Source organism: Microvirga arvi (genome assembly GCF_016892765.1).
Lineage (GTDB): Bacteria > Pseudomonadota > Alphaproteobacteria > Rhizobiales > Beijerinckiaceae > Microvirga > Microvirga arvi.
Genome location: NZ_JAFEMD010000014.1, coordinates 52,277 through 70,085 on the forward strand (window position 1 = coordinate 52,277; position 17,809 = coordinate 70,085).

General features: G+C 59.4%; 19 protein-coding genes and 1 pseudogene. 14 read left to right on the forward strand and 6 right to left on the reverse strand.

The window, feature by feature from the left end:
* The first annotated feature begins 45 nt into the window (after positions 1–45).
* The 4 genes and pseudogenes from ILT44_RS10870 to ILT44_RS31880 all read left to right on the forward strand — a co-directional run.
* Positions 46–525, forward strand: a complete 480-nt coding sequence (locus tag ILT44_RS10870; protein WP_204239593.1) for a tripartite tricarboxylate transporter TctB family protein — start codon at positions 46–48, stop codon at positions 523–525.
* Between the two features lie 25 nt (positions 526–550).
* Entirely contained in the window at positions 551–2,065 is a 1,515-nt protein-coding gene (locus ILT44_RS10875) for a tripartite tricarboxylate transporter permease (protein ID WP_204239594.1), read from the forward strand.
* Between the two features lie 42 nt (positions 2,066–2,107).
* Positions 2,108–2,998 (forward strand): NAD(P)-dependent oxidoreductase, encoded by an 891-nt coding sequence (locus ILT44_RS10880; RefSeq protein WP_204239595.1) that lies wholly within the window; start codon positions 2,108–2,110, stop codon positions 2,996–2,998.
* Positions 2,999–3,063: 65 nt separating this feature from the next.
* A pseudogene (locus tag ILT44_RS31880) lies at positions 3,064–3,240 on the forward strand (dihydrodipicolinate synthase family protein); the annotation flags it as partial.
* 68 nt (positions 3,241–3,308) lie between these two features.
* On the opposite strand, the gene ILT44_RS10885 reads toward ILT44_RS31880, so the two are convergent.
* Complete coding sequence (locus tag ILT44_RS10885; RefSeq protein ID WP_204239596.1) at positions 3,309–3,989, reverse strand: GntR family transcriptional regulator; 681 nt, start codon at positions 3,987–3,989, stop codon at positions 3,309–3,311.
* Between the two features lie 192 nt (positions 3,990–4,181).
* Here ILT44_RS10885 and ILT44_RS10890 point away from each other — a divergent pair, with 192 nt between their 5' ends.
* The 6 genes from ILT44_RS10890 to ILT44_RS10915 all read left to right on the forward strand — a co-directional run bounded on the left by ILT44_RS10890 (position 4,182) and on the right by ILT44_RS10915 (position 9,053).
* A complete protein-coding gene (locus ILT44_RS10890) occupies positions 4,182–5,162 on the forward strand; it encodes a TRAP transporter substrate-binding protein (protein ID WP_204239597.1) in 981 nt (326 codons plus the stop codon).
* A 68-nt stretch (positions 5,163–5,230) separates the two neighbouring features.
* Positions 5,231–5,770, forward strand: coding sequence for a TRAP transporter small permease (locus ILT44_RS10895; RefSeq protein WP_204239598.1), 540 nt, complete (start codon positions 5,231–5,233; stop codon positions 5,768–5,770).
* A 4-nt stretch (positions 5,771–5,774) separates the two neighbouring features.
* The gene (locus tag ILT44_RS10900) at positions 5,775–7,055 is read left to right on the forward strand and encodes a TRAP transporter large permease (protein ID WP_204239599.1); all 1,281 of its coding nucleotides are present in this window, start codon (positions 5,775–5,777) and stop codon (positions 7,053–7,055) included.
* Positions 7,056–7,078: 23 nt separating this feature from the next.
* Positions 7,079–7,915, forward strand: a complete 837-nt coding sequence (gene kduI / locus ILT44_RS10905; protein WP_204239600.1) for a 5-dehydro-4-deoxy-D-glucuronate isomerase — start codon at positions 7,079–7,081, stop codon at positions 7,913–7,915.
* A gap of 10 nt (positions 7,916–7,925) precedes the next feature.
* Complete coding sequence (kduD, locus tag ILT44_RS10910; protein ID WP_204239601.1) at positions 7,926–8,684, forward strand: 2-dehydro-3-deoxy-D-gluconate 5-dehydrogenase KduD; 759 nt, start codon at positions 7,926–7,928, stop codon at positions 8,682–8,684.
* Positions 8,685–8,711: 27 nt separating this feature from the next.
* On the forward strand, positions 8,712–9,053 hold the full coding sequence (locus tag ILT44_RS10915) for a cupin domain-containing protein (RefSeq protein WP_239468107.1): 342 nt from the start codon (positions 8,712–8,714) through the stop codon (positions 9,051–9,053).
* An 87-nt stretch (positions 9,054–9,140) separates the two neighbouring features.
* Here ILT44_RS10915 and ILT44_RS10920 read toward each other — a convergent pair whose 3' ends face one another.
* From ILT44_RS10920 to dctP, 5 genes are all read right to left on the reverse strand, one after another.
* Positions 9,141–10,037, reverse strand: a complete 897-nt coding sequence (locus ILT44_RS10920; protein ID WP_204239603.1) for a shikimate dehydrogenase — start codon at positions 10,035–10,037, stop codon at positions 9,141–9,143.
* 8 nt (positions 10,038–10,045) lie between these two features.
* On the reverse strand, positions 10,046–10,495 hold the full coding sequence (locus ILT44_RS10925; RefSeq protein WP_204239604.1) for a type II 3-dehydroquinate dehydratase: 450 nt from the start codon (positions 10,493–10,495) through the stop codon (positions 10,046–10,048).
* 30 nt (positions 10,496–10,525) lie between these two features.
* Entirely contained in the window at positions 10,526–11,827 is a 1,302-nt protein-coding gene (locus ILT44_RS10930) for a TRAP transporter large permease (protein WP_204239605.1), read from the reverse strand.
* Positions 11,824–12,342: a TRAP transporter small permease gene (locus tag ILT44_RS10935; protein WP_204239606.1), complete on the reverse strand. Its 519-nt coding sequence runs from the start codon at positions 12,340–12,342 to the stop codon at positions 11,824–11,826. The genes ILT44_RS10930 and ILT44_RS10935 overlap by 4 nt, the downstream gene beginning before the upstream one ends.
* A gap of 87 nt (positions 12,343–12,429) precedes the next feature.
* On the reverse strand, positions 12,430–13,422 hold the full coding sequence (dctP, locus tag ILT44_RS10940; protein ID WP_204239607.1) for a TRAP transporter substrate-binding protein DctP: 993 nt from the start codon (positions 13,420–13,422) through the stop codon (positions 12,430–12,432).
* 194 nt (positions 13,423–13,616) lie between these two features.
* Here dctP and ILT44_RS10945 point away from each other — a divergent pair, with 194 nt between their 5' ends.
* The 4 genes from ILT44_RS10945 (at position 13,617) to ILT44_RS10960 (ending at position 17,802) form a co-directional block, all read left to right on the forward strand.
* A complete protein-coding gene (locus ILT44_RS10945) occupies positions 13,617–14,285 on the forward strand; it encodes a GntR family transcriptional regulator (protein WP_204239608.1) in 669 nt (222 codons plus the stop codon).
* Positions 14,282–14,962: a GntR family transcriptional regulator gene (locus ILT44_RS10950; protein ID WP_239468091.1), complete on the forward strand. Its 681-nt coding sequence runs from the start codon at positions 14,282–14,284 to the stop codon at positions 14,960–14,962. Before ILT44_RS10945 ends, ILT44_RS10950 begins: the two co-directional genes overlap by 4 nt.
* A gap of 65 nt (positions 14,963–15,027) precedes the next feature.
* Positions 15,028–16,911 carry a bifunctional sugar phosphate isomerase/epimerase/4-hydroxyphenylpyruvate dioxygenase family protein gene (locus tag ILT44_RS10955; protein WP_204239609.1) on the forward strand — a complete coding sequence of 628 codons (1,884 nt, stop codon included), beginning with the start codon at positions 15,028–15,030 and terminating at the stop codon, positions 16,909–16,911.
* Between the two features lie 150 nt (positions 16,912–17,061).
* Entirely contained in the window at positions 17,062–17,802 is a 741-nt protein-coding gene (locus ILT44_RS10960) for an invasion associated locus B family protein (protein WP_204239610.1), read from the forward strand.
* Positions 17,803–17,809: the final 7 nt, after the last annotated feature.

Here is a 17,809-nt window from a genome sequence, read left to right on the forward strand (position 1 = left end):
GCCAGTCCCATTCTATTCGGCATTCATCGAACCGGGGCGGACGCCATGATTTCTCGATACACAGCTGAAATCGGAACTGCGACACTGACGGCGGGTTTGGGCCTGACTGCGGTGGTCGGCGCTCTGGAGTTCGGAATTGGCTGGGGAGATGCAGGGCCGGAGCCTGGTGCCTTTCCCTTCTATATCGGTCTTCTGGTCGTCGCGGCCAGCATGGGCACCTTGATCCAGGTCACTTTAGGCCGTTATGGGCTGCAATCGATATTCCTCCATCGGGAGGAAGCCAAGCGTGTGGCATCGTTCTTCGTGCCGATGCTCGCCTTTGTGGTGTTGGCTCGCCTCCTCGGGCTTTATGTGGCGACGGCTCTTTATCTCACCTTCGTCATGTCAGTGCAGGGTAAGTACCGGCTCGTAACATCCATTGCTTCAGGCATTGCCGCTGCCGTCATCTTCTATTTCGTCCTCGAAGTGGCATTCCAGGTTCCTCTCCTGAAGGGGCCGCTCGAAGCTGCCCTGGGCCTCTACTAACTTTAAACCCTGAAGGAGACAGGCCATGGAAAATTTTGCATCGCTCCTTCATGGTTTCGGTGTCGCCCTGACCACCTATCACGTTGCGCTGATGATGATCGGCGTTCTGCTGGGGATCCTCGTTGGTGTTCTTCCAGGACTCGGCGCTCCCAATGGTGTTTCTCTACTACTGCCACTGACATTCACCATGGATCCGGTGGCCGCGATCATCCTGCTCACCAGCATGTACTGGGGAGCGCTCTTCGGAGGCTCGACCACATCGATCCTTTTCAACATTCCAGGTGAACCCTCGTCAGTCGCGACCACATTCGACGGTTATCCAATGGCGCGTCAGGGGCATGCCACGCAGGCCCTGACCCTTGCATTCCTGTCGGCCGGATTCGGCGCGCTGGTTGGGGTGATCCTCATTACGGTGCTGTCGACCTGGGTGGCTAAGTTCGCGCTCCGCTTTAGCTCGCCTGAATATTTCGCCGTCTACTTCCTGGCCTTTGCCAGCTTCATCGGCCTTGGCGCCGCATCGTCTTTCAAGACGATTGTCTCCATGGGTCTCGGCTTTGCCTTTGCGGCCGTTGGGATGGATACCGTATCGGGCGGATTGCGCCTCACCTACGGCTTCAACGAACTTCTGTCGGGCATCAGCTTCCTCATCGCCGTTATCGGCCTATTCGGCATTGGAGAGCTCATGCTCACCATGGAAGAGGGGCTTCGATTCAACGGAATCAGTGCTCGGGTGAAGGTGAGCGATGTCCTCAAAACCATCAAAACCCTGCCACGCTATTGGGTAACGCTCCTGCGCAGCAGCGCTATCGGTTGCTGGATGGGCATCACGCCCGGCGGTCCGACGGCGGCTTCCTTTATGAGCTACGGACTGGCCAAGCGCCTCTCGCGCCGGAAGGATAACTTCGGGCTAGGTGAGCCCGAAGGAGTCGTAGCTCCGGAGACGGCAGACCATGCTGCGGGTAGCAGCGCCATCTTGCCGATGCTCGCCCTTGGCGTTCCCGGCTCTGCGACGGCAGCCGTTATGATGGGCGGCCTGATGATCTGGGGCCTCAATCCGGGGCCGATGCTTTTCATCGAACGTCCCGATTTCGTATGGGGTCTGATCGCGAGCATGTATCTCGGCAACATTGTCGCCGTGCTCATGGTGCTGGCCACCATCCCGCTCTTTGCCTCGATCCTGCGCATTCCCTTTGCAATCATCGGTCCAGTGATTGTGGTCGTGTGTTTCATCGGCGCCTACACCGTTGCGGGGCGTCCCTTCGATCTCTGGCTGGCCCTCGCTTTCGGCGTCGTGGGATACCTGTTCAAGAAGCTTGATTACCCGATTGCGCCGCTCGTGCTCGCCATGGTGCTTGGCGACAAAGCCGAGGACGCATTCCGACAATCCATGATCATGTCCAGGGGTTCCCTGTCGATCTTCTGGTCGAACGGCCTCGTCACAACACTGATGATCATCGGTCTTGTGCTGGCTCTGGGACCCGTCCTGACCACTGCCTTCGGACGACTGATACGTCCAAAGGCTTCTTCTGCAGTGGCGTGAGCACTTTCTTGCGTCGCGCAAGGTGATTGTAAGGAGACTTCGATGGCCGCGTCCTGTTTTGGCGCAGTGACATTTCTCGGCATTGGTCTTATGGGATCGCGCCAGGCCCGACGGCTGCTCGATGCGGGCTATCGCGTGACAGTCTGGAACCGCTCGCGTGAGAAAGCCGAGGCGCTGATCCCGTTTGGAGCCCACGTTGCCGAGACACACTCTGAGGCTGCCGCTGGCGCAGACGTTGTCATCCTCATGCTCGAGAATGGCAGCATCGTCACGGATGTGCTCTTCGCACAGGGTGTTGCGGAAGCCCTTCAGCCGGGCAGTATCCTGGTCGACATGAGTTCGATTAAGCCTGCTGAGGCTCAAGATCATGCTAAGCATTTGGCAGAACGCGGCGTTCAGCACATCGACGCGCCGGTTTCAGGTGGCACTGTCGGGGCAGAGCAGGGGACGCTGGCCATCATGGCTGGTGGAGACGAGCAGGCGTTCTCTCGTGTGAAGCCGATATTGGACGTTATGGGCCGCGCCGTTCACGTCGGTCCGCATGGAGCGGGGCAACTTGCGAAACTCGCAAACCAGATCATTGTCGGCGTCACGATCGGCGCGGTCGCCGAGGCGCTTCTCCTCGCGCAGCGCGGAGGGGCGGATCCTGCAAAAGTCAGGGAGGCTTTGCGAGGAGGTTTTGCTGAGAGCCGGATCCTCGAGCTTCATGGTCAGCGGATGGTAGACCGAAACTTCGTGACCAAAGGTCGTTCGGTCACGCACCTGAAGGATCTCGACAATGCTCTGGACGCAGCGGAGTGTCTGGCTTTGGATGCAGTGCCTTACACATCGCTGACAGCCGAACTCTTCCGCGATCTCATCGATAACGCGGGTGATCTCGATCACAGTGGACTGCTCGTTGAACTCGAGCGCAGGAATGCTGTCGCTCGTTAAATCTATTCCAGAAACAACACATTTGGTCTGAGAAGAGTGGTTCTCGCCTGACAACCATTAAGAGGGGCGTGGCGATTGAGGGCCCGTGGGACGGCGAGGAGGCGATCACGCGGATGGCGGATCTGGATGCGGGCGCCACGGGGGCCATGACGGGAGGGGTTCTTATCGAGTGCACCGTTTGCAGTTACGTTCGGTTTCATGGTTCCCGAGAAGATGCTCGGTCTGAGCCAGTTGACTGGTTATACACCGGTTTCATTTGGGTGAGCTTATAGGTCACCTTCATTGAATGCGGCTTAACGGTGCGGTTTGATCAAGCACTGAATAAATCTGGGTGCTCCGCTTCGACCCGGGGGAGGGTTCGCAGAATCTCGGTCAGGTGATGGCGCATGGCCTCCGCAGCTGCGTCCTCGTCGCGCGCGTCGATGGCGGCGATGATGGCACGGTGCTGATCGATCAAGGGCAGCATGGCTTCCGGGTTGGGGAGGGTGAGCTGGCACACTCGGTCCATGTGGGCCTTGATGTCTTGGACAGCCTCCCAGGCGAGAGGGCAACCGGCGCCCTCGGCCAGAGCAATGTGGAACAGCTCGTCATAGCGCTGAAAGGCGTCATGGTCGTCCCGCCGGGCGGCTTGCTCCTGCATCTCAAGCAGATCGTTGATCCTCTCCCGGCTCTGTTGGTCAAAGGACGCGCAGGCCCGACGCACGACGGCTGTCTCAATGGCCTCTCGAACGAAACGAGCCTCCATCATCTTCCGAACTGAGATTTTAACCACCGTGGTCCCGCGCTGGGGCTGGATTTCAACAAGCCGGGTCCGGGCCAAGCCGATAAGGGCCTCCCTGACAGGTTGGCGGGAAACGCCGTGGCGTTCAGCAATATCCTGTTCGGAAAGGCGGCTGCCGGGTGGGAGCTCAAGGGCAATGATCAGGCGGCGCAGCTCGTTCTCGATCCGTTGGGCTGCAGAGCCATGGCTGGCGGCAAAGGTCGTGGTCACAGCAGATTTCATCCTTTAGGCGAGTTGCCTAATATATAAGTGCATACTACCATACAATCGTCGACCAGTTAAGTCGCGACAAGCGACGCCTGGTCTCGTCCAACAGGGGTGACCCCTGCCAGACGAGAGGTAATCCGGCCGAAGGTCTGGTTGCGAACAACAGAGCATTGAGGAAGCCTAAGGAGGAAAATGATGTTGACCAAGAGAACTTTTGCTGCCGCCACCCTTGGCTTGTGGGCGGCCTTCATGAGCGGCACGGCGGGCGCTCAAACCACCCTTCGCTCCGCCGATATCCACCCGGACGGATACCCGACCGTCGAGGCGGTCAAGTATTTCGGCTCCCAGCTCGAGAAGAAGACCAACGGTCGCTACAAGGTGCAGGTGTTCCACTCGGCCCAGCTCGGCCAGGAAAAGGACACTATCGAACAGACCCGTTTCGGCGTGATCGACCTGAACCGGATCAACATGGGCCCGTTTAACAACCTCATCCCTGAGACCTTGGTCCCGTCGCTACCCTTCATCTTCCGAACTGTCGATCACATGCGCAAGACTATGGACGGCCCTGTCGGTGAACAGATCCTGAAGGCGTTCGAACCTCACGGTCTGGTGGCGCTGGCCTTCTACGATTCGGGTGCGCGCTCGTTCTATAACTCCAAGCGCTCCATCAACTCTCCCGCGGATCTCAAGGGCATGAAGGTGCGCGTGATCCAGTCCGATCTCTTCCTCGACATGGTCAATGCGCTGGGCGCCAACGCCACGCCGATGCCCCCGGGCGAGGTCTACTCGGCGCTCCAGACGGGGGTTGTGGACGGGGCCGAGAACAATTGGCCGAGCTACGACTCCTTCCGCCACTTCGAGGTCGCGAAGCACTACTCGCTGACGGAGCATTCCATGTCGCCGGAAGTGCTGGTGATGTCGAAGAAGAGCTTCGACAAGCTCTCACCGGAAGACCAGAAGGCAGTGCGCGAAACCGCCAAGGAATCGGTCGTCAAGATGCGCGAACTCTGGGAGGCGCGCGAGAAAGAGGCCGAGAAGAAGATCCGGGCGAGCGGCAGCCAGATCAACAATGTCGACAAGCAGCCCTTCATCGACGCCATGAAGCCGGTCTACGAGAAGTATGCCAAGGATGCAAAGGTGAAGGATCTCGTCTCCCGCATCCAGGCTATGAACTGAGTTCGATCCTCCCGAACCAACCTGGGCCGGCATCGGCCGGCCCTCTTTCCTGCTGGAGAGTATGTTCGATGCGCGAGTATCTTGCAGGGCTATCCCGAATCCTAGCTGCCATCAATCAGGCAGCGCTTTGGATTTCCGGGGTCGGCCTCATTCTGATGACAGCCTTCGTCGGCTGGCAGGTGTTCGGGCGGTATGTGCTGAATCAGTCGCCGAGTTGGACGGAACCGGCCTCGCTCCTGCTGATGAGTTGGTTCATCCTGCTCGGCTCTGCCGTCGGGGTGCGCGACGGCAATCATCTCGGCTTTGAGATTGGTCTCCACTATGCTCCTCAAGGCCTGCGGCGCTTGATGCTCGGCGTTACCGAGGTGCTTGTGACGGTCTTCGGTGCGGCCATGGCTTGGTACGGCACTGAGCTTGCCGTGGAAACCTGGTCTGCGGCCATGCCCGGACTGCCGATCCCGCAAGGCTTGGACTATGTCCCACTCGCGGTCGGCGGCGCGCTGATCGCCCTTTTCTCATTGGAAAAATTCGTTCGCCTGCTCTCCCTGGGAGAGGACGTGCCTCTTGTGCGCGTGGACGAGCCTCATCTTGTTGCCGTGAAGGATTGACGCCATGGAGATGTGGGTTCTGTTCGGCGTCTTCACGCTGCTGCTTCTCATCGGCACGCCGGTGGCGTTCTGCCTCGGCATCGCTTCGCTCGCGACCATCCTCTACATGGAATTGCCGCCCGTAGTGGTTTTCCAGCAGATCAATTCCGGCATGAACGCCTTCGCCATGATGGCGATTCCGTTCTTCATCTATGCCGGCGATCTCATGATGCGAGGCGGCATCGCGGACCGGCTGATCCGTCTTGCCGCCGGCCTTGTCGGCCATCTGCGCGGCGGGCTCGGGCAGGTCAACGTGGTGGCGTCGACTCTCTTCGGCGGCATCTCCGGATCGGCCATCGCAGACGCTTCGGCGATTGGCGGCATCATGATCCCGCAGATGGAGAAGCGCGGTTATGCCAAGGACTACAGCGTCAATGTCACGGTGAACGCCGCAATCATTGCGCTCCTGATCCCCCCCTCCCATAACATGATCATCTACTCGATTGCTGCGGGTGGTACGATCTCCGTGGCCGACCTCTTTACCGCAGGCGTCGTTCCCGGGTTTCTGCTGGCAGCGGCCCTGATGATCACGGCCTACGTGGTCGCCGTCCGTCGGGGATATCCTGCCGACCCATTTCCCGGTTTTCGGATGCTGGCTTATTTCTTCGTTTCGGCTGTGCCGGGCATCCTGCTGATCTTCATCATCTTCGGTGGCGTGCGCTCCGGCGTGTTCACGGCGACGGAGAGTTCGTGCATCGCGGTGGTCTATGCACTGCTTGTCACTCTCTTCGTCTATCGCGAGATGAACTGGGAGAACTTTGTTGAGGCGACGCTTGGCGCTGTGCGCACCACCGCGATGGTGCTCCTCGTCATCGGGACGGCCAGCGCCTTCGGTTGGCTCATGGCCTTTCTGCAGGTACCGCAGGCGACCATTGCGCTGATGAAGACCGTATCGGATAATCCAATCATTGTCCTGCTCCTCATCAACGTCATCCTGCTGGTGCTCGGCACCTTCATGGACATGGCGCCAATGATCATCATCTGCACGCCGATCTTTCTGCCGGTGATTAAGGCCTTTGGCATCGATCCGGTGCATTTCGGGGTGATCCTGATCCTGAATGCTGGTATCGGGCTCAACACGCCACCGGTCGGGTCTGTTCTCTTCGTCGGCTGCGCGGTCGGAAAGATCACCATTGGGGAAGCCATGAAGACCATCTGGCCATTCCTTGGTGCCAGCGTCCTCGTGCTGTTCCTCGTCACCTACATCCCCGGCCTGTCGCTCTGGCTTCCGGCTCTGTTCCGCTGATCCATTCAAACAAAGAGGCAATGATGACCATCGAAGTTCGGCAGGTATGCCATCCCGAGGCCGTCCGTCATTTCAGTTCAGCCGAACTGCGCCGGCACTTCCTGATCGAGACGCTCTTCGTCCCGGGTGAGATTAAGCTGACTTACAGCCATATCGACCGGCTTGTGGTCGGGGGCGCGACGCCGGTCGACGGCGCGCTCACGCTGGAATCCCACAAGCAGATCGGCTCCCCCAACTTCCTCGATCGCCGTGAACTCGGTGTAGTGAATCTTGGTGGTGCAGGGCGTGTCCACACGGACGCAACCATCCATGACCTCGGCCCCCGCGATGCGCTCTACATTGCCATGGGGACTAGGGATATCCGCTTCGAGAGTGTGGATGCGTCCAATCCAGCCAAGTTCTATTTCGTCAGTACACCGGCCCATGCGCGCTTCGAGACCGTGAAGATCGGCCTCGACCGGGCCCGCCGGGTGGATTTGGGCGATGCCGCCAATGGAAACGTCCGCACGATCTTCCAGATGATCCACCCGGAGGTGTGCCGCTCCGCCCAGCTCGTGCTTGGAATGACGCAGCTCAAGCCGGGCAGCATGTGGAACACCATGCCAGCTCACCTGCACGATCGCCGCTCCGAGGTCTATGTCTATTTCGACATGCAGCCCGACACCCGCGTGTTCCACTTCATGGGCGAACCCGACGAGACGAAGCATCTCGTCGTTGCCAACGAGCAGGCAATCCTGTCGCCCGGCTGGTCGATCCATTCAGGGGTGGGCACCAGCAACTACACCTTCGTCTGGGCTATGGGTGGCGACAACCAGGACTTCACTGACATGGACATGGTGCCCATGGATGCGCTGCGTTGAGGAAGGCGCGATGACATTCTCTTTCGATCTGACCGGCAAGACCGCTGTCGTGACCGGAGCCAATACCGGTCTCGGTCAGGGGATTGCTGTTGCTCTTGCTCAAGCGGGGGCTGCAATCGTCGCCGTCGGGCGCTCCGCTATGGACGAGACCGGGCGCCTTTGCCGCGAGGCTGGCGCCACTTTCCATAGTGTTCGGGCCGACCTGGCGACGCTTGAACCGATCGAACGCATCGTCACTGATGCTGTCTCCGTCAGCGGCCGGATCGATATCCTCGTCAACAACGCGGGCATCATCCGGCGTGCCGATGCCATCGAGTTCACGGAGAAGGATTGGGACGACGTGATGGACGTCAATCTCAAGTCCACCTTCTTTCTGTCTCAGGCGGTAGCGCGGACCATGCTGGCAGACGAGCGGGGCGGCAAGATCATCAATATCGCCTCGCTCCTATCCTTCCAGGGAGGCATCCGCATCCCGTCCTACACCGCAAGCAAGAGTGGGCTTGCCGGCCTGACCCGCCTCCTCGCCTGCGAATGGGCGTCCAAAGGCATCAATGTGAATGCCATTGCGCCGGGATATTTCGTGACTAACAACACCGAGGCCCTTCGCAACGATCCGAAGCGGAGCAGCGAGATCCTAGGGCGTATTCCGGCTGGGCGCTGGGGCGAGCCCGAGGATCTTGGCGGTGCCGCCGTGTTTCTGGCATCGTCTGCAGCGGATTACATCCATGGAGTTGTATTGCCGGTGGATGGTGGATGGCTGGCACGCTGAAGAGACTTTGGAGAATCCATGAACCGTATGAATCAACCTTTCGCATTCGATGCCGACACTGAATGGGAAACTGCAGGCGAAGGTATTCGCCGGAAAATCCTGACTTATAATCCCCAGGTGATGATGGTGCGGGTCGCCTTCGAGGCTGGAGCCATCGGCGTTGCACATTCGCACCCGCATATCCAATGCAGTTTGGTAGAGGAGGGTGTGTTCGATATCACGATAGCCGGCCGTACCGAGCGCCTTAAGAGCGGAGACAGTTTCCTCGTCCCATCAAACGCGGTCCATGGTGCGGTCGCGGTCGAAGCCGGAGTTCTTCTTGATGTCTTCACGCCGATGCGAGAGGACTTTGTTGCGGCAGAGCGGTGAAGTAGGTGCATCTGGCTTCGCACTCGATTGACCTCTGTGCCCAGGCCTACATGCTGCCGAGCAGCGGGCGGTTTGATCAGTTGAATTCTACATTTCGCCGAAGTGGCGAAGCATGCGCTCGGCGTCCGGCTCCAGCCCCGTAAAGAGCCCGAACGCCCCCACAGCCTGAAAAACGGCCATGCCGCCGCCGGACATGGTGCGGCATCCTCGCGCCCGTGCCTGACGCAGCAATTCGGTTTCCAGAGGGAAATAGACGATATCGGAGACCCACAGGTTGGGATGAAGAAGATTGGCAGGAACAGCCATGCCGGGGTATTTCGCCATGCCGAGGGGAGTCGTGTTGACTATCCCATCGGCAGCAGCCATGGCATCGGCCAGGACAGAACCGCCCAGGGCGCGGTGCTTGCCAAAGCGCTCGCACAGGGCGCTTGCCAGGTTTCGGGCGCGCGCTTCGTCCGTGTCTATGATCGTGACCTCGCCCGCCCCAAGGGTCAGCAGCGCGTGAGCCACGGCAGCGCCTGCGCCACCGGCGCCGAACTGGACTACGCGGTCGATTTGAACATCAGACAGTTCGCGCCGGAAGCTTTCGGCAAAGCCCCACCAATCCGTGTTGTGCCCGACGCGCCGGTCATCCTTAAGCACGACGGTATTGACGGCTCCAAGCGCGGCCGCATCAGGTGACAGTTCGTCGAGCAGGGGAATCACAGCCTGCTTGCAGGGATGGGTGATGTTGAGCCCTGCGAAACCGAATCGCTGAGCCGCATCGAGAATCCCGGGCAGAGCGTCTGCATCGAGACCGAGAGTCTCCAGATCGATCAGCTTGTAGATGTAGCGAAGACCCTGCTCAGCTCCTTCCCGCTCATGCAGCCTTGGTGTTCGTGACGCCTGAATGCCAGTGCCGACCAGCCCGACGAGAACGGAAGGGTAGGTCGATACTCTCGAAGCTTCATCCGCCTGGGACAGGGGCGTGGATGTATTGTTCATCATAGGGTTCAGGCCCTTGCGGGCGATTGGCTGATCATATCGAGAATAGCCTGCACCGCAATCGGGTAGCCCTTGGTTCCAAGGCCTGCGATGACGGCAGTCGCTATCGGTGAGACATAGGATTTGTGGTAGATCTGCTCGCGCCGGTGGATATTCGAGATGTGCAACTCGATCATGGGGCCTGGAAACATCTTCAGAGCATCCATGATCGCCATGGAAGTGAACGTGAAGGCGGCCGGATTGATGATGATCCCGCTTCCCTCATCGATCGCCTCATGCACCCACTCGATGATTTCGTATTCCCGATTCGACTGGCGGAAGACAATGGTATGGCCGGATGCGGCCTCCCGGCACATCGCCTCGACCTCAGCCAGGGTCGTCCGGCCGTAAATCTCCGGCTCGCGGGTGCCGAGGCGGTTCAGGTTAGGCCCGTTGAGAATGTAGATCGGCTTGCTCATCGGTATCTGTCTCTAAAAATCGGAGCAGGCTTATCCCTGGTAGCCAAAGAGGCGCGGCAGCCAGAGCACGGTTTCGGGCACGAAGGTCATGATCGCGAGTGCGACGATCATGGCGAAGAGGAAAGGCAGCGTGTCGCGGACGATGTCGCGCAGCGGCTCCCCGGAGATGTTCGCCATGATGAACAGGAGCAAACCGTAGGGCGGCGTGATCAGCCCGATCATGATGTTGACGACGACCACAACCCCGAAATGTACGAGGTCGATGCCGAGAGCCTGGGCCGTCGGGATAAAGACCGGCACCACGATCAGCAGGATCGCCGTTCCTTCCAGCACACAGCCGAGCAACAACAGCAGGATATTGACGAAGATCAGAAAACCGTTCGGCGAGAGGTCCCATCCGGCGAGCAGTGCCTTCACGCCTTCCGGAATATTCTCGACGGTGATGACATAGTTGAATACGAGGGCACCCGCGATCAGCATACCGATCGAGGAAGTCGTCCTCGCGCTGACGGCGAGGGCATTGTAGAAGTCGCGCCAGCTTACGCTGCGATAAAGCCCTGCCGATATGAGAAGCGCGTAACCGGCCGCGACGGCTGCAGCTTCCGTGGGAGTCATCACCCCGCTGTAGATGCCGCCGAGCAGGACAACAGGCATCATGAGAGAGGGGAAGGCCTCCCAGGTGATCCTCGGGATTTTTCGCAAGGGGACCGGCTTCTCGACGGGGAAGTTCTTCCGGCGAGCGGTCGTCGCAACGATGATCATCTGGCTCAAGGCCATCAGAAGGCCCGGAACGACGCCGCCGAGGAAGAGAAAGCCAATCGACGCGTCGGAGACGAGGGCATACAGCACCATCGGAATGGATGGTGGGATGATCGGTCCGATTACGGAGGAGACCGCCGTGAGGGCCGCCGCATAGCTTCCCGTATACCGTCCGTCGCGGGTCATCATGACCTGCATCATGCGTCCCGTGCCGGCAGCGTCAGCGATGGCCGAGCCGGACATGCCGGCGAAGATGATGCTCTGCAGAATGTTGACCTGAGCGAGGCCACCGCGGAAGCGGCCGACCAGCGCATTGCAGAACGCCATGAGACGGTCCGTCATGCTGCCGATATTCATGAACTCGGCGGCGAGAATGAACAACGGCACCGACAGGATGACGTAGTTGGAATACATTCCATTGAGGAGCTGCTCGGCGGCCGTTCCCATGTCCAGTCCCGCCAGGAACAGGTACAGGATCGAGCCGGCGATCATCGCATGGCCGATCGGCAGTCCAAGAAAGGCGAGGGCAGTGATCGCGACGAGCGAGATCGAGAAGGGGCTGGTCAGGTTCATACGCCGGAGCTCGCTTTGGTGGGATCGAATTCCTCCGGCGCCACGCCCCGCATGGCCTGCCAAGCGAGCCAGATGTAGCGAATGATGGTGGCGACGGCGAAGACGATATAGATCGAGAATAGCCAGTCGAACCGGATCTTGAGGTAACTTGTCCTCTCCACCTTCATGAAGGTGACGTAGTCGACGATCGCCGGAAGAGAGATGGTGTAAAGCACGATCAACACAATTGCACTGATGAGCGCCATCACACGCCGAGGTCCAGGGCCGACGGCGCCGTAGATGATGTCGAAGCGGATTTCCTCACGCTCGCTCACGACGAAGGCTGCACCCCACAGGACAAGCCAGAGCCAGAGGACGACGCTAATCTCGTGCGTCCATCCGATGGGAAGCCCCAGAAGATACCGGAAGGCAATCTGCAGGAGGAAGGCTGCGAACATCGCGGCCAGCATGGCGGCGGCGATGTTCTCCGCGCGCTTTGCAAGCCACGAGCCGAGCGCCCGCGATGATGAAGTCATGAGAGCTGTTCCCTTCGTAAGAAGGCGCTGGGCGGATTTGAAAGGGCAGCCGCCAGAGCGCGATGCTCTGGCGGCTGCAAGTTAGCCTTACATCGCGTTGATCTTGTCGACCATGCCGGCCGGCCAGCTCTTTGCCAAGTCGGACGCCAGATACTTCTTCTGCGCGAATTCGCGGAAGGCCTTCAGGTCGGGCGTGTAGACCTCGAGGCCCTTCTCCTTGAAGAAGGTCGCGAGCTGTGCCTCCTGCTTAAGGTGCTCCTGCGTGCTCCACTCGATCGCTTTGTCGGCGGCCGCCTGGAAAGCTGCTTTCTTCTCCGGCGACAAGGAATCCCAGACTTTGTTGGACACGGCCAGAACGTCAAAACCCACGAGGTGGGAGGTGAGGGCGATCTGCGACATCACCTCATAGAACTTCATGTTCTGTACGTTCGGCAGCGGGTTGTCCTGCCCGTCGATGGCACCGGTCTGCAGCCCGGTATAGACCTCGGCATAGGCCATCGGGGTCGGATTCGCCCCCAAAGACTGGCCGAGGAACTGCCAGGCATCGCCGCCGGGCATGCGCAGCTTGATGCCGGCGAGATCCTCAGGCTTGCTGATCTTCTTGTTCGGCTTGAGGCCCACATGCCGGGCGCCGAAATAGGTGGGTCCAAGGATATGGATGCCGAGCTTGTCGGAAGCCATCTTCTTCAGCTGCTGGCCGACGTCACTGGCGAACACCTTCTTCAGATGGTCGGCATCGCGGAACAGATAGGCGGAGGTGACGATGGACCATTCCGGAATCTGGTTCGAGATGTCCTGCGGTGCGATGTTGCCCATCTCGAGATTGCCGCGCTGCATGGCGACAAGCTCGGTGCCCTGCTTGAACAGGGTGCCGCCGTAATAGGGCTGAAGGTTGAAGCCTTGCGCCTTCACCGCCTCCCCGAACTGCTTCATCATGTTGGCTCGGATATCCTGCTCCGAGAACACGGCGGAAAATCTCAGGTTTGTGGGTGCTTGTGCGGCGGCCGGTCCAGCCATGCCCCATGTCACAAGGGCCGCACCTGCAGCCATCAAGGCACGCCTACTGATGTCAAATCCCATGGTTTCCTCTCCTTCAAGTTGCCGCGCATTAGCCTGCGTCTCCGTGACACTATCTCTTCCGAGGTTCGCAAAATCAATAGGCATTTTACAGATCATCTGATATTTTGAATTTTAACATATGAATCAAGATCCTTTGAAAGGAACTGGGTCAGGGAGGCCCGCATGATATTGGCTCAAGACAGGGCGGTGACGGGATGAGCATCGAATTGATGGCGACATCCATTGCCGACCGCGCCTATGACCGGATTCGGGCTGACATCATATTCGGCCGTCTGGCTCCAGGGCTGCGGCTTCGTCTGGACCGGCTAGCGAGCCACTACGGCGCGAGCGTGAGTACCCTCCGGGAGATCCTGAGCCGCCTCTCATCGGAGAGCCTCGTCATCGCCGAGGGACAGCGCGGGTTTAGGGTCGCCCCCGTATCACCTGAGGGTTTCGAGGATGTCGCGGCAATGCGGCTGCTCCTGGAGACCTACGCGCTGCCCCTGGCCTTTGCAGCCGGCGATCTGGAATGGGAAAGCCGCGTCGTAGCCGCGCATCACAAGCTCGCCTTCATGGAACGGCGGATGCTGGCCGGAGATCAGGAGGGCACTGAGCTTTGGAAACGCTATGACCGTGAGTTCCACCAATCCCTGATCGAAGCGTGCGGCTCCCAGACCCTGCTCGATCTCTATGGCGGTGTGTTCGACCAGTATCTCCGTTATCAGATGGTAGCCGTGGTGTTTCGCGGAGAGATCGCCGCTGAAGAGCATAGGGAACTGTTGGACTGCGCCCTGACGCGTAATGCCGGTAAAGCTTGTGATGTTCTCACACGGCATGTGAATGGATGCGTGGCCTATACGCTGAAGAGCGGAGCGCTGGCATGAGCGACCAACTTCTGATGATCTCTCAGCCCAACATGATCGGTGAAAGCGCCTACCAGAAGATCCGGTCCGATATCGTGTTCGGCCGCCTGCCTCCTGGCAAGAAGCTGAAGCTCGAGAGATTGAAGGCCGATTACGGTGTCAGCGTCAGCACGCTGAGGGAAATCCTGAACCGCCTGCATTCCGAGCGGCTCGTAGTCGCCGAGGGACAGAAAGGCTTCGAGGTGACGCCTGTCTCGATCGCGAATTTAAGGGAGATCGCAGCACTCCGACAGCTTCTCGAATGCCGCGCGCTGGAGCAGTCCTTCCGGGCAGGCGACATGGAATGGGAGGGCCGCGTCGTTGCTGCACACCACCGACTCGCTCGTATGGAGGCGCGGATGGCCCAAGGCGACAGAGCCCATACAGAGGAGTGGAAGCGGTACGATTGGCAGTTCCACCAAGCGCTGATCTCCGCCTGCGGATCGAAGATGCTGATCGACAACCATGCTGCCGTCTTCGACAAGTACCTGCGTTACCAAATGATCGCACTGAGCTATCGCGGTGACATTGCTGCCAAGGAACATGCACTCCTTATGGAATATGCCCTGAAGCGGGACGCGGCACGTGCCTGCGAAGTGCTTACACGCCATGTCGCCGGTGGCGTCGAGCATGCGCTCGCTACGGGAACGATCAGCTGAAGAATAAAGGAGCAGGCCGGTACGACAACACGCTCCTGCATATAAGATTAAATGGATCGACAAGCATGCGCACCGCCATTGCCACCGTCTGCCTGAGCGGCACCCTGACCGAGAAGATCGAGGCCATTGCGGCTGCCCAATTCAAGGGCGTGGAGATCTTTGAGAACGACCTCTTGTCCTTCAACGGCACGCCGGCCGATGCTCGGCGCATGATTGAGGGCCTTGGGCTCGAGACAGTCACCTTTCAGCCGTTCCGCGACTTCGAAGGCATGCCCGAACCGCAACGGTCGAAGGTTTTTGCCCGGGCTGAACGCAAGTTCGACGTCATGGAGGAACTCGGCTGCGATCTCCTGATGGTGTGCAGCAACGTCTCGCCAGACTCGCTGGGCGGGATCGAACGAGCGGCGGCTGACTTCCACGAACTCGGCGAGCGGGCTGCCAAGCGCGGCATGCGCGTGGCCTTCGAGGCCCTCTCGTGGGGGCGTCACATCCACGATTACCGCGATTCCTGGGAGGTTGTGAGGCGCGCCAACCATCCGGCCGTGGGCCTCGTGCTCGATTCCTTCCATGTGCTGGCGCGCGGGACGGATCTATCTGCGATCCGCTCCATTCCATCGGACAAGATATTTCTCGTGCAGATGGCCGATGCGCCGAGGCTCGACATGGACTACCTATCCTGGAGCCGGCATTACCGCTGCTTCCCGGGGCAGGGAGATCTGCCCATTGGAGAGTTCATGAATGCGCTCGGCGCAACAGGTTTCGACAGCCTACTCTCCCTGGAGATCTTCAACGACCGCTTTAGGGCCGGTTCCGCACGCAGCGTCGCCATCGACGGGCATCGCTCGCTCATCGTTATGCTCGACGAGCTCCGCCGGACAGGAGTGGTTCTGCCTGAACTTGCGGAACTGCCACCCAAAGCTGTCTGCTCCGGCGTAGAATTTGTCGAATTCGCCGTGGATGAGCGCAGTGTGGTCGGGTTTGAACGAACCTTGAGCGGGCTCGGGTTCCAGAAGGCCGGACACCATCGCTCCAAGGCTGTAAACCGCTGGCGCCAGGGAGATATCAACATTGTCGTGAATGCAGACAAGGAGGGTTTCGCCCATTCCTTCAACATCACGCACGGCACCTCGGTCTGCGCCCTGGCTCTCCGGGTCAATGACGCACCGGAAACCGTCGAACGTGCCACCACGCTCTTGGACCAACCTTTTCAGCAGCCGGTTGGGCCCGGCGAGTTGAACATCCCGGCGGTTCGTGGCCTTGGCGGCAGTCTTCTGTATTTCGTGGACCATAAGACCGGACTCGACCGGCTCTGGGACGTTGATTTCGAACCCACCGAAGTGAGCGATTTCGCCGGAGCGGGACTGGTCACAGTCGATCACATCTCTCAGTCTATGCATTACGAGGAGATGCTGACGTGGCTCCTTTTCTACGGCTCGCTCCTCGAAGTGCGGAAGACTCCGGTTCAGACCGTAATCGACCCAGGAGGTGTGGTTCAGAGCCAAGCCATCGAGACCCATGACGGGTCGCTACGGCTGATCCTCAATGCATCCCAGAGCCAGCGCACCCTGTCCTCGCGCTTTCTGAACGAGCTTTTCGGTTCGGGAGTCCAGCACATAGCGCTGGCCACGAGCGACATCCTGGCGACCGTGCAAAGCCTGAAAGAACACGGGGTCGATCTCCTGCCCATCCCCGAGAACTATTATGATGATCTCGAAGTCAGAACTGACCTCTCCGCCGATGATGTCGAGCGGCTTCGTGCCAACAACGTTTTGTACGATCGAGAAGGCGAGGCCGAGTATTTCCAAGCCTATACGAAGACCCTGGAAGGCGGTTTCTTCTTCGAGATTGTGGAGCGGCGCCGCTACCGGGGTTATGGAGCGGTCAATGCACCCATCCGGCTCGCATCCCAAACCCATCTGGCCTCCATAACCGTGCCTCCCGAGCTTTAGGCTCTGCAAAGCTTTTAGTGCTCCCTCAGATGCCTATGCTCATATTCTTGCCCATCTTCGCTGAATTAAGAGATGGCTTGACCCTTTAGAGCCTTTTGATAGGGCAAGAACCCTATGAGAGCAGGCTTGATCCAGAGGAGCCCACCTGAGATGCCATTGACCTCCCGTCTTGCAGGTTCAGCTATAGCTACGGTACTGGCGCTCAGTCCCTTGCCCTGTTTAGCTCAAGCTTCGGGTTCGACCGCAAAGCCGAAGCAGCCTGCGCCTAAAGACCAAAAGGCCCAGCCTCAAACTCCCGCCACGGTTGTTGTCGAGCTTAAGGCGGCACCGTTCCAACCGGAATGGACCAAGGTTTGTGGGCCAGATCAGAATGCCAAGGATCAGACCTGCTATACCACGCGCGACTTCGTTACCGACAAGGGACAAAGGATCGTTGCAGTGGCCCTTTACGACGCGAAGGGGAAGGGGGCACAGAAAACGATGCGGATCATGATGCCGCTTGGCCTCCTTGTGCCCCCTGGCATTCGGATTACGGTGGACAAGAGCCAGCCGGCCTCAGGCCGTTACGCCACGTGTGTCCCTCACGGCTGCTTCGCCGAGGCTTTGGTGAAAGATGACTTCGTGGCTGCCCTCAAAAAGGGTTCTATCCTAAGTGTGAGCGCCCAAAATCAAGCGGGGAAGGAGGTTACCTTCATGGTGCCGACAACCGGTTTTGGCAAAGCCTTCGACGGGCCGCCCATCGATCCCCAAGTGCTGGCCGATCAGCAGAAAAAGATCCAGGAGGAGCTTCAGAAGCAGGCAGAGGAAGTCCGCGGTCGCCAGATGAGCAATCCCGGCAACCCCGCCGAAGCTCCTGCCGCCAATGCCGGAACGACGGCGCCCAAAAATTAGAGCTCGC